Origin of the sequence: Streptomyces aurantiacus, from assembly GCF_027107535.1 — a bacterium.
Lineage (GTDB): Bacteria > Actinomycetota > Actinomycetes > Streptomycetales > Streptomycetaceae > Streptomyces.
In genome coordinates, this window is record NZ_CP114282.1 from 123,656 (window position 1) to 135,334 (window position 11,679).

Annotated in this window: 9 protein-coding genes and 1 pseudogene; 5 read left to right on the plus strand and 5 right to left on the minus strand. The window is 64.6% G+C overall.

What is annotated here, in order from left to right; all coding sequences use genetic code 11:
- Positions 1–138 precede the first annotated feature (138 nt).
- The 3 genes from O1Q96_RS00525 to O1Q96_RS00535 all read right to left on the minus strand — a co-directional run bounded on the left by O1Q96_RS00525 (position 139) and on the right by O1Q96_RS00535 (position 3,141).
- Entirely contained in the window at positions 139–996 is an 858-nt protein-coding gene (locus O1Q96_RS00525; protein WP_269246307.1) for a winged helix-turn-helix domain-containing protein, read from the minus strand.
- Positions 997–1,384: 388 nt separating this feature from the next.
- Complete coding sequence (locus tag O1Q96_RS00530; protein ID WP_269246308.1) at positions 1,385–2,125, minus strand: HAD family hydrolase; 741 nt, start codon at positions 2,123–2,125, stop codon at positions 1,385–1,387.
- Between the two features lie 395 nt (positions 2,126–2,520).
- A complete protein-coding gene (locus O1Q96_RS00535; RefSeq protein WP_269246502.1) occupies positions 2,521–3,141 on the minus strand; it encodes a restriction endonuclease in 621 nt (206 codons plus the stop codon).
- A 494-nt stretch (positions 3,142–3,635) separates the two neighbouring features.
- Between O1Q96_RS00535 and O1Q96_RS44725 the strand changes: the two are divergent.
- The 3 genes and pseudogenes from O1Q96_RS44725 to O1Q96_RS00550 all read left to right on the plus strand — a co-directional run.
- Positions 3,636–3,783, plus strand: a pseudogene (locus O1Q96_RS44725) (Tn3 family transposase); the annotation flags it as partial.
- Positions 3,784–4,822: 1,039 nt separating this feature from the next.
- Positions 4,823–5,275 carry a MarR family transcriptional regulator gene (locus O1Q96_RS00545; protein WP_269246309.1) on the plus strand — a complete coding sequence of 151 codons (453 nt, stop codon included), beginning with the start codon at positions 4,823–4,825 and terminating at the stop codon, positions 5,273–5,275.
- The gene (locus O1Q96_RS00550; protein ID WP_269246310.1) at positions 5,272–5,583 is read left to right on the plus strand and encodes a replication initiation protein, RepL2; all 312 of its coding nucleotides are present in this window, start codon (positions 5,272–5,274) and stop codon (positions 5,581–5,583) included. The genes O1Q96_RS00545 and O1Q96_RS00550 overlap by 4 nt, the downstream gene beginning before the upstream one ends.
- Before the next feature lie 285 nt (positions 5,584–5,868).
- Here O1Q96_RS00550 and O1Q96_RS00555 read toward each other — a convergent pair whose 3' ends face one another.
- Both O1Q96_RS00555 and O1Q96_RS00560 read right to left on the minus strand, forming a co-directional pair.
- Positions 5,869–9,123, minus strand: a complete 3,255-nt coding sequence (locus O1Q96_RS00555; RefSeq protein WP_269246311.1) for a tetratricopeptide repeat protein — start codon at positions 9,121–9,123, stop codon at positions 5,869–5,871.
- Positions 9,124–9,228: 105 nt separating this feature from the next.
- Entirely contained in the window at positions 9,229–9,558 is a 330-nt protein-coding gene (locus O1Q96_RS00560) for a trypco2 family protein (protein ID WP_269246312.1), read from the minus strand.
- A 245-nt stretch (positions 9,559–9,803) separates the two neighbouring features.
- Here O1Q96_RS00560 and O1Q96_RS00565 point away from each other — a divergent pair, with 245 nt between their 5' ends.
- Both O1Q96_RS00565 and O1Q96_RS00570 read left to right on the plus strand, forming a co-directional pair.
- Positions 9,804–10,376: a transcriptional regulator gene (locus O1Q96_RS00565; RefSeq protein WP_269246313.1), complete on the plus strand. Its 573-nt coding sequence runs from the start codon at positions 9,804–9,806 to the stop codon at positions 10,374–10,376.
- 95 nt (positions 10,377–10,471) lie between these two features.
- Positions 10,472–11,509, plus strand: a complete 1,038-nt coding sequence (locus O1Q96_RS00570; protein ID WP_269246314.1) for a hypothetical protein — start codon at positions 10,472–10,474, stop codon at positions 11,507–11,509.
- Positions 11,510–11,679: the final 170 nt, after the last annotated feature.

An 11,679-nucleotide genomic window follows, 5' to 3' on the forward strand; every position in this document is an offset into this window, starting at 1 on the left:
CTCAAAGCAAATGTGAGCACACCTTAGACCTGCAGAACCGGCAGCAGGCCATTTTGACTGCATCGCAACGAAGGCGGCCCCCAACGGGTTCAGCCACGGCAGTGGGTGGACATCTGGACAGAGGGAGGCATCCCTCTGTCAGGTGTGTTCCCAGTGGGAGTTAAACCAGGTCTGCTGCTTCTCTACCCACGCGGACTCTGCATCGTCCGCTTCGTCGTTTTTGCTGAAGTACGTTCCGGCGGCACCGACGCTGAGGACGTCGAGTGCGTCGACCTCCTCATCGCCCAGCGGGATGCGCCGTTTCTCCACCGTGTACATGCTCAGGAAGAGCTCTCTCCCGTTGAGCAGGTACGACTTGAACATCGGCGCCACCGGAACGTACTTGACTCTGAAACCGATATCTCGGACCGAGCCGTTGGCGCGCAGGTTCTGGAGGGTGTCCTCCACAGAGGACAAGCATCGGGCAGAGATCTTCCGCAAGCGCTGCACCACGCGCGCGTCACCAGGGTCACCATCGTTGCGCGGGAAGGGGAGCAGCAAGTCCTCGGTGGGCAGCATGATGCGCAGCTTGATCTTTCCTGGGCCCTGAGTCGCCCCTGTCAGGATGCGCTCCGCCTGAAGACGAAGATGGATGTCGAGCGACTCGGACGTGAGGCAGTAGACGTCAAGTTGGACTTCGTTTTGCTGCAGGGCTTGTTCGACGAACCATCCGAGCTCCGCAGTTCGCATGCGAGAGATACCGCCGGTGGCGGACGCAGCCGGGGCCTTCCTGATCACGCGCGAACCGCTGCCTTGTCGTGACTCGATCCAGCCCTCCTCTACGAGCTGTCCGAGAGCTTTCTGCACGGTGGCCCGAGAGACCCCTAGGTCCTCGGCAAGATCGCGTTGTGTCGGCAGATTGCTGTTGAATGGGTACGCCTTGGCAAGCAGGCGGGCACGCAGTTCCGTCAGCACGTACTGGCTTGCTCCGCGGCCACCGCTCGGTCCGTCACTCACATACCGACCGTATCGCACGGGACCAGCAAGGGCACCAATTTGCGCCAGTCTGTTGGTCCAATTGACCTGCGAGTTACAGGATCAAGCTGGGCGGGGATACCGACAGGGAGCAATACAGTCCAATTGGCATAGTGGTAGCCAAATTTACCGAAGTGGACGGTGGTATGTATGGTCCTCTGGGAATTAGTGTGGAACTTTGCCGTCTCGAGGCAGGGTGAATCATGGTACGGAGTCGTGAGCCTTGCACTCGAGGCATTGGTACTCACACTGATCGCGCTGTGTCACAAGGAGACTCGCGAACGTCTGATGACGAGGTTCCGGCAGATGCTGGAAGCCTTGCTCTCGGTCCTCTGGTGGGGGGTCCTGCTCTTCCTACTGGTGGCGGCATTCAGGGCTGGTATGTGAGCGCGTCACAGACCTCTTTCAGAGAGCGCACGATGCATGACGCTTCCACGCCTGCCTGCCGGAGAGCGTCAGCCTTCAGTGCGTCGTCCGCGTAGCCCATAAAGCGCACGTCAGCTGCCTGCGCCGCCGCGTAGTCCGTTGGTGCGTCACCGAGCATCAACGTCTCAAAGGGGGCGGCCCTCATTGCGTTGAGTGCCTGCAGCAGGGAGTGCGGATGAGGCTTCATCAGGCTGAGGTCGCGTGTGCGCCCGTAGACATGAGGGAAGTGACTGGCAACGCCCTGGCTGCTGAGATAGGCGGTAGCTGCCCGAGCTGAGTTGTTGGTGACGAGGGCGAACCGGGCGCCCTGATCCGACCATGCCTTGATGAGGTCCGACGCGTGGGGTGTCGGAAGGGCACGGCGTACAGCCAGCAGTTCCTGTTCGGTGAGCCAGTCCTCCCATTTCGCGACCTGCCTGCTGCCGGGATGTCGTCGGCTGATGCCGACCAGCATGGCGTGCGGATCTTTAAGCAGACGTTCCTCCATCGTCAGTAGTTCGGGCTGGCGGCCCTCTTCGATGGAAGCGACCAGTTCATGAGCCACTTTGCCCGCGGGGTGCCCTGCGAACAGTTGGCACATCGGACCGTCAAGATCCCACAGGACGTAACGAACTGGTGAGATCAGCTTCCGTATGCCCTCCGGCGAGGCTGCTCCTGGTTCGATCGGCGTTGTATTGGCGGTCACAAGGAGAGTGTCAGGTCCCTGGCGAAGGTTTCCCAGAGGGCCACAACGCTGCCGCCCTGTTGGAAGTTCTCTCGTCTGAGAGCCCGCGCTGCTCGGCACGGCCGTCCGTGCCGCTGCTGGACAGCCGGACCGCGGATCTGCCGACGACCATCTCAAGCGTGCGCACGCCGCTGCCTACGCCCTGCACCCCGAGCCGGGCCACGCCTACAACGATGCGGTCAAGGCCGTCGAGCGTGTCGCGCACGCCACCGTGGAGGCGAACAACACGATGGCCACGCTCGGTACGATGCTGCGCGTCCTGCGCCAGTCCCCCGGTCAGTGGGACGTTGCTCTTCCGGGGAGACCGGCGCTGCGGGAGAAGAGGCGGTCCGGTCGCTGATCTCCCTGCTGCACTCTCAGGACAGAGCCGAGGGACGATGCGGCGGCGGCACCGCCCGCAGCAGCTCCCACAGCGGCTGTGACCCCGCCGCCCACATCGCGAGCAGGCGTCGGTCCACCAGGTGCAGTCGCTGCGTCTCCGCGAAGGTCACGCCCGGCTTCGTGACCCGCCCGTTCGTCACCAGCACCACCACATCCGCGCCGTGGACCGGACGAGCCGTCCCGTTGAGTACCTGCAGATCCGGAGTCCCCACCGCCGAGCCGCGGTCCCCGCCACGACGGTGCTTGCACTGGATCACCCAGCGCCGCCCGAACGGGTCCGTCGCCTTCACATCCGCGCCCAGATCGCCGCCCCCGCCGACCCGGACCGCGTCCCGGCAGCCGTCCCGGCGCATCAGCTCCCGCACCGCATGCTCGAACTCCCTGTGGTGCAGGGCATCCAGCTGCGGCAGCGCATAGCGCAGAGCACGCGCTTGCACCTGCTCCCACCGCGCCCGCTGCTGACGCTGATACACCCAGCCGGCGCCCGCCAGGCCCGCGAGCACCACCACAGCGATGAGCACCCACCAGTGGGCCAGCAGCCAGTTGACCACCGTCACGAACAGCCCGATGACGATGACTGCCCCGCCCAGGGCCATCAGGAGCTGTTCGTTCGCGTGCTGCTGACGCTTGCCCCTTCGCCGGGTCCGCCGCCGCGTCACCGGGCACCGCCAGATGCCCACGGAATCGGATACGACACAGTGGACTGGGGCCGCTTCACCTTCGTCGTACTGGTCTCGAACTTGATCGGATACTGCGCCGTCGTAAGCGGACGAGGGGACTCGCCGTCGCGCCGGCTCGACCCGGCACCCCCGCCGTTGCCCATGCCGACGACAGCCAGCCCGACCACGGCTAATATCGCCACGTCCCGGCGCGCTCCCGGAGCCCAGCGGGAGTACCCGCGAACCGGCGTCCCGTCAGAGCGCACATACGGTTTGACCCAAGGCACCGTTTCTCCCCCTCGTCGTGTGTCCCCGCACAACTGCCCATCGTTGCAGCGGCCACTGACACTGGGTTAGAGAAGCATCACCCCGTGTGATCACGCTAGGCTCGAACAGGCCAGGCCAGAACCCTTGTGAGGCTCTGCCCCACACCCCAGCCACCCGCGCTCGAAGAGCTCGGCCGCGCGGTGCGCACGATCTTCGCGTGCGACTACCTTGCCGGCCCCGGCCTGCGGCGCGAGAGCCACGGCGGCCTCCAAGGTCGTGGAGAACTGGAACAGCGCGAACACCGTGCTCCACTGAGGCAAGGACGGCGCCCTGACCGGCTCGGACAAGGACAAGCGGTGACCATAAGGGAAAGCGGCAGGGCCGTACAGCGGGAATCGTGACAGGAGTGAAGGTGAGAGTGTTTTCCCTTCTCTCACCTGCAGGGACCGCTCCCAGAGATCTCCTGCAGGTCGCAGCTCACCTGCAGGTCACCGAAGCCCCAGACCGTCAGGGCAGAAGCCGTGACGGGGTGTGAGGTTGCGACAGCATCGGGGAAGTGGTCGGGCTGCGTGGTACCAGGGGCCTTCGCCGGCCCCTGGACCCCGCTGCCCCGTCACTTCCCGGCGCGAAACGGTTTCAGAGTGGCGCAGGCCCGTCCGCGCCGGGAAGCAACAGGGATGTGTGCAGGTGACCGGCCGACTTGCCAAAGGGAGCCGTCATCGTTGAGTCCGAGCACTCACGTCAGCCGGAGTGCACATGCCGGGCTTGGTGTTCGGTGTGTGGTCTTGGTTCAGCCGGAGTAAACACTGGTACAGGCCACGAGCCGGGACGTAATCGCTTCAGTAACCGCTGCATGCTCCGGCGACACCGGGTTGCGCCCTCACCCTTAGGTAAGAGAGCGCACCTGTCAGAAGCCCTCTGACCTGCTGAAATGCACGGGCTGATCAAGATCCGGGGGACTGGCTGGCAGTTCGGGCCGCCGCAGAGAGCGATTCCCTGATCTGCCTGCCCGGTTTCCCTGGCAGTGTCACGCCGGTTCACAGATCTGGCATCGCGCTTCATAGAGCTGGGAGCAGGCTCGAAGGAACTGGGCACCACTGCTGTCAGAGCTGCTACCCAGGTTCCAGGGTCTGGGTAGGCGTTCCTGGAACCGCTGTTCATTGACGTGAGGTGCATATCTGAGAGCTGGGACGGACCCCGCCGGACCGGCCGCCAGTCGGGGAAGGAGCGGGACGACACGACTCCCAGGCAGGATCAATTGACCTTGTGCTCATGTACGTTAAGTTCATCTGGGCGGCCTGGCGGTCGCCCCTCATGAACCATCCGTCAATGCCCAGGCACGGAGGGCCCGTTGGGAGCAGTACGCAGACTGGTCGACGCCGATACAGGTGAGCCGGTCCCCTATGCGCCGTACGCCTTCTCCGGCAGGCACACGCAGGTCGACAAAACGCGCGTCGCGGCCATCACGGAATCCAAGGCGTTCACGCCCAGCCAGAAGTTCCTCGTCCTGTGGTGGATCGGGGTCTCGCCCGAAGGCTTGGAACCGCTCCGGGCCACTGGAGCGGACATCGCCCGACAGGTAGGGATGTCAACCGACGCTGTCGGAAAAATCAACAGGAAGCTGGCCAAACACCGCATCCTGATTGTCCGAGGGCGCATCGGCAACTACAACTTCTACCGAATCAGCCCCTACATCGCCTTCCACGGCACGGGGCTTGAGCAGCGGGAAGCAGTGAAGACGTGCAACCCGCCCGACATCCCCGGATTGGTCGACAAGACCCCAGCGCTGTGGGAGGCCCAGTGACCAACGCCGACAAGCAGACGAACCTTGAGCTGCTCGAGGCCACGGCCGGCATGACCGCCAACCAGCGCCTCGTGGTCATGCTGTACGCCCTGCACCCGACGGACCGCTCCGGTGCGGTACTCGAGACTGCAGCCAAGCTGGCCAAGCTCGTAGGCATGGCGCCCACCGTCTTTTCGCGCACTCGTAAGCAGGTCATCGAAGCCGGCTGGCTTCAGGAGACCGAGAGACTCGGGCACATCAAGTACTACCGGATCGACCCCAAGCGACTGGGTGAATGCGTCGTCGTGCCCCTCCGTCGCGCAACCTGATGCGTCCCGCAGACCGCTTCTCATGCACGCCACGTGCATGAGAAGCGGTTGTGAGGACGCCCTTGATGGCACCAGCGCAATCTGCCCCCACCGCCAGCAAGTCTGACGGCATCCGCCGCCCTGGGGCGGACCCGGCGCATGGCGACGGGCTGGGCGTGTCCACCACGCAGTTCACCGTGCGCGAGGGTCGTATCGAGGTAGGCGAGCCTCCCGGTCGATGGCCTTCCCACTCTGAAAAAGTATGCGAAAAGGCATATATTACGCATCAGGAGCACTAGTCTCGGTTTATGCGTAGGAATCTGATCCACCTGCGACATCGTCCTGCAGCCGGGTCAGTGTCTTAAGGGAATGGTCAAGATCTCTTTGGCGGACGTCGGACTGTGTCTGGGCCAGTTCTCGGCGGATGTTCACGGCTTCGGTGACCGCAACAAGCGCTTCCTCCCGCCGCCCCAGACTCCCCAGATGAACGGAGAGGTTGTTCAGGCTCGTGGCGAGGTTGGGGCGGTGAGCGTCGGGTTGTGTTCGTGTGAGCTCCCGGTAGACCTCTACAGCCTCGGTGACCGCAGTGAGCGCCTCCTCCGGCTGGCTTGCGTTCCTCAACTGAACGAAGAGGTTGTTCAGGCTCATGGCGAGGTAGGGGCGAAAGGCGTCGGGTTGGGTTTGGGCCAGTTCTCGGCGGATGCTCACGGCTTCGGTGATCACCACAAGTGCTTCTTCCTGCCGCCCCAGACCCCCCAGATGAACAGAGAGGTTGTTCAGGCTTCCGGCGAGGCGGGGGCGGTGGGTATCCGGTTGTGTTCGTGCGAGCTCTCGGTAGACCTCTACGGCTTCGGTGACCGCGGCGAGTGCTTCGTCCTGTTGTCCCAGTTCGCCTAGCCGGTTGGAGAGGTTGTTCAGGCTTGCGGCGAGGTCGGGGCGATAGGCGTCCGGTTGGGTTTGGGCCAGTTCTCGGCGGATGTTCACGGCTTCGGTGACTGGGGCGAGTGCTTCGTCCTGCCGTCCCAGTTCGCTCAGCCGGTTGGAGAGGTTGTTCAGGCTCGTGGCGAGGTCGGGGCGATAGGCGTCGGGTTGGGTTTGGGCCAGTTCCCGGTAGACCTTTACGGCTTCGGTGACTGGGGCGAGTGCTTCGTCCTGTCGTCCCAGATCGCTCAGCCGGTTGGAGAGGACATTCAGGCTTGCGGCGAGGCCGGGGCGGTGGGCGTCGGGTTGGGTTTGGGCCAGTTCCCGGTAGACCTTTACGGCTTCGGTGACTGGGGCGAGTGCTTCGTCCTGTCGTCCCAGATCGCTCAGCCGGTTGGAGAGGACATTCAGGCTTGCGGCGAGGCCGGGGCGGTGGGCGTCGGGTTGGGTTTGGGCCAGTTCTCGGCGGATGTTCACGGCTTCGGTGACCGCAACGAGCGCTTCCTCCCGCTGCTCCAGATTCCCCAGCCGAATGGCGAGATTGGTCAGGCTCGTGGCGTAGCCAGGCAGATGGGCGAGATCGTTCTCGACGAGCGTGCGATGGCGGTCAGTAATGAACTGGGTGAGTTTGGCGGCCCAAGGAGCGAGGTTGTGACTGGTACGGGGCAGCTCATTTCCCAAATGCATCAAGTCTGAGATCTGAACGTCTGGGCGATCGGTGATCTGGTGCAGTGCGTTGAGGAGGGGCTGGGGTGTTTCGGTCTGGGTGGCCACACGAATGGCCGGGACAGCGAGTGTGGTGGCGTGGCGCGTACACAGGACGGTGAGGTGCTGACCAAGGTCGGGCTGGAGGACGGAGTGGCTGGCCGCTCGGGTGTAGATGGTCAGGAGCTGGGTGGCTTGGTGGGCGGTGGCGCCGATGATGAGGCGGTCGACGAGGTCAGGGTCGGTTTGCAGGTGCCGACCGATGAATCGTTCGGTCAGGCGGTCGGGCTGCAGAGTGTCCCAGGGCCGGGTGTCGGTGATGGGTGGGTAGAGGGTAGCGATCCAGTCGCGGACGGCGCGGCGTCGGTCCTCGGGTTGGTCGGCGAGGCCAGGGACACGGTCCAAAAGCTCGTCGGCCTGGCTGCGGTCTTCTGCTCCGAGAAGGAAGGCAGCTGCCAGCGCGTCGGTGAGAGTTCCCATGGTCAGTGCCGGATACAGCCCGTGGGTTGCGGCGGCGGTGTTGGCCCAGTAGCGGCGTTCATGGGCTAGTAGTCGGTCTTCAACGCCCGATGCCTCTGCAGCTTTTGCCCCGCCTTCGACTGGTGCGTGATTGTCGGTTTGCGGCTGGTCGAGAAGATCAGCGAGGGCGGTCATGTGGAGGCTGAGGGCCGTCTCCAGGCCCAGCCTGGTCTTTGCGGGGGTGATGTGGGTGAGGCGGTCGGCAAGAGCGGGCCAGTCATGGTGTTGCCAGCCGCGTACTTGCGGCAGATGGCGGGCGTAAGCGTGCAGGGCCTCCAAGTAGGCCTTGCTGCGGGAGACTTCCGGTTCGAGTCCGAGTGCGGGAAGTTCGATGACGCCTGCACCGTCCAGCAGGTCCTCTGCGATGGAGGTGCTGGCTTGCAGGGTCTGCCACCAGTCGCCAGCGGTCCGGGCCAGCAGCAGCATCTTGAACGGGCTGCTGCCACTGTGTCGGGCAGCAGCATCCAGGAGCGTGGCCACCTGATCGGGCCGGGTTTCCGCATAGTCGACGACTACCAGGAGGGGGACCGCGGCGCCCGCCAAGACTTCGAGGGTGTCGGGCGCCGTATCGGGGCGCAGCCACAGCACGGCCCAGCGCTGGACCGTGAGCAGGTCGGCGAAGTGTTGCGCGAGGCGGGTTTTGCCCTGGCCGCCGGGCCCGTGCAGCAGTAGAGCCCCGAAGCCTGGTTCGCTGGTCCACGCGTCAAGGTACTGCAGGTGTGAGGTGCGGCCGCTGAAGGGGACGATCTGGCGGCGGGCGCGCAGCAGTGCGGCGGGGGAGCGGACCGGACCGGCGGCGGCGGTGGGTTCGGCCAGGTGCTGCCATTCGACGGGCTCCAGCAGAGTGTTCACGAAGCCGTGTTTGGCGAGTGCTGCGCGAAAGGTGGGGTCGTGCAGCAGTACGTAGGCGGGCACGGCCTCCAGGTGCCCGTGGCTGCGGCCGGCCGGGTCGGAGGCGATGACGCCGGCCAACAGGTCTCCGCAGAACAGAGCAGCCCCCGACAGGCCGCCCCACGGCGACTCACCGCCCGGGGCGGAAGCGGGAGCGTGCTGGTCGAGGTTCATCACGTAGCGGTTGCCGACGTGCCGGTCCCCGGGGTTGAGGGTGCCGGAGGGCTGCAGGGTGTCGGTGGCCCGCCCGGGCCGCTGCACAAGATCGGGGATGCCCCAGGCCTCGCCCGCTGTTCCCGGCCGGTTGGTGACCAGGCGACCCCACCGCACCGACGGCCCGGCCGGAGGCTCCCAGTCCGCGGCGCCGATATGGAGCAGCGCGGCGTCGTCCCGGCCCCCGGGCCTGCCGCGCAAGATGACCGTGCCCGTCCAGCTCTTGGGCCGTCCGGGGTGAAACAGCGTCACCGTCTTGTCCACGTCGGGTACGACATGAGCCGACGTCAGCACCAGCCGCGGCGCGATCACATACCCGGATCCTGGCCCGTCGGGGCCCTGTACGGCGACGACACGTCCGCGCTCCACCCCACACCCCCGTCCTGTACGAGCTGCTCGGCCGTTGCGTCAGGTGCGTCAGGGCTCGATGTGCTCGGAAACGTCGCCGGGGCCCTGTTCACGGTCCGGACGGCCGTGGATTAGCAGGTCGCCGCCGCCCGGCTGCTGCGGGGTGAGCGCAATCTTCACCCGATGCGTCCGAGTCCGGGCCACACCCGCTTCCACATCCGCGGTGGCCACCAACGCCTTGAAACCGGCCTTGACCTTGGCGTCCGCGCGCAGCTCTACCGCGAACTCCAACTCCACCGGCCCCACCTGGAACGCCAGATCCTGGCCCGCGCCGCGGGCCGCGGCCGCCAGCAGTTCGTCCCGCATCGCCGCGACCGCATCCGCCAACTCGATCTCCACGCATATCCCCTCACGAAACGGCCGCGTCTGCCTGACCGCAGTCGCGGAAGGACCCACCGTAGAAGAGGACATCGCTGCAGCGCAGCTGGTTCTCCACCCTGCTGGCCAACGGCCAAAGCAGGGGGACGAATCCCCCTTTGGCTGACGTAGTCCGGTTGTCTGGCGCGCTCTGTAGATCGTCGCTGACGCTAGACGGCGCTCACAGCCCGGTACAGTGATCCACCACTCTGGATTCGGAATAGCCGATGCCTGAGCGGAACATCGAGTTCGGCAAGTACGGCGCCCACGGCGTCAAAGGCCACGAAGCCGTCGCCCGGCAGCTGGACGCCCGCGCCGGCTACATCGCCACCCCGGTCACCGCCCGGCGAGGCCTGCTCGCCCGGCTGCACTACCTCACCCGCAGCACCCACGCCCGCCAAGCGGCCCGTGCGGCCGGACTGACTGTCACCGACCGCACCCTGCGCGCCTGGCAGGCCGGCACCCGCACACCCTCCCGCCGCAACCTCGCCGCGATCGAGCAGGCGTACCGGACCGTGCGGCGCGAGAACGTCGCCCGCTACCTGCTCGCCCGCCTCAACCGCGCCGGCCGCGGCACCCGCGTGGAAATCCACCCCATCAACCAGTCCCGCGTCGACCGGCCCCGCCAACGCGCCGTCGAGTTCCGCACCATGAACGTCCGCAACTGGGACCGCATCGTCGGCGCATGGGCGGCCGGGAACGACCAGGAGCTGGACGAAGCCTGGGTGGACCAGGTCATCGACCTCGGCTCGCAGTGGGGCCAGTACGAGTACGTCACCAACATCGGCTTCGCTGCCTGAACATCGTCATCACGCAGGGCCCGACATTGAAGCCGTGGGAGAAATCTTGATGTAGACCAGTCATGGCAGCCATGACTGGTGCACTATTCACATTCATGGGCATACGCAGCAGTCTCGACATGCAACAGCGATGGCGGGACACAGCGATCCGCCGCGTGAATGATCTGTGTAGGGCATCTGAGCGTCTGGGTATTGGTCCTGTTGCTTTTATCGTGAAGCACGGGATCCTCATGAATCGGCGATGGATAATTTTTGCTCTTATTCTGCCAGTCCAGGTGCTGTGCGGTGTTTGTATTTGTTTTTTCGGCTGGATGGTATTGACTGCCTTTTTGTTGGCTATTACTCTGCAAGGTGTTGAGATCGCTTGGCAGGAAGGCGAAGTCCCGGCATTTTTCGCAGTAGGACCCGATCCGTTTTCCGACGGTATAGAACCGGTTGCCATTATTGCTGGGCTTGTCGCATTCTGTATCGTCACTCCTTTGCTATTTCGTTTGGGTCGGCAGTTCGTGTCACGCTCCGCACTCGATAACCGGCGTGCTCGATGGCATAATTACAATGCTTTGTGGTCCTTGACTGAAGCAGTTATCGGGTGTTCCGAAGTGTATAAAAACCGTGGTTGGCGTCGCGATAAAGCGCTGACTGCTCTTCCGGTTCAACTGACGCGTGCGCGGAATGTAATCTTGTTAAGTCATACTTGTCGTGGCACGGTGCCGTTGTTCTCGGCTCGCCAACGCCAGGTGAAGCGTCACGCTGGCCAGGTGGCCGCAGTGCTGAAGAACTTGGAGGCCCGGCTCGACACTGACCCAGATAGTGCAGTTCGGGAACTTGGAAGTGCATTGCTGACGATCGCAGAACGTTATGCCCAAGGACGAGTCGGGGCGCTCCTCAGTGAAGAACAGATTGGCGACATCCAGCCCGTGCAGGATCACGAGGCCCGGAGACTACTCGCAGCAGGAGCAATGACGTGCCTCCTGACGGCTGTCCTATTAAAAATCGTGGAAGTCGCAAGTCTTCCCTCTGCGATGGAACCGGTAGTCATAGCTATCTCGGCTCTCACGGCGCTAATGGCAGCCTACGGTCACCGAGCCACGCATCGATTGGACATCCTGGGTATCTTGGGGGGTAGCCGATAGGCGCTATACGGCCCATGCACGTTGCTCACCGTGCATGACTGGACAAGTGGAGCGCATGGAGCAGGCCGATAGCCTCGTGCGGAGAATGTCGCCCGTTACCTGACTGTCCGCTTCAACCGGGCCAGCCGCTCCATGCCCGCATCTCAGCATGCATATGCCCAGCGGATGGC

Bases quoted from the DNA above. Each gene is read 5' to 3' on its own strand.
- O1Q96_RS00535 (WP_269246502.1), bottom strand. From the start codon at position 3,141: ATGGCCCTGGGCGGGGCAGTCATCGTCATCGGGCTGTTCGTGACGGTG.
- O1Q96_RS00565 (WP_269246313.1), top strand. From the start codon at position 9,804: ATGCCTGAGCGGAACATCGAGTTCGGCAAGTACGGCGCCCACGGCGTC.
- O1Q96_RS00570 (WP_269246314.1), top strand. From the start codon at position 10,472: ATGGGCATACGCAGCAGTCTCGACATGCAACAGCGATGGCGGGACACA.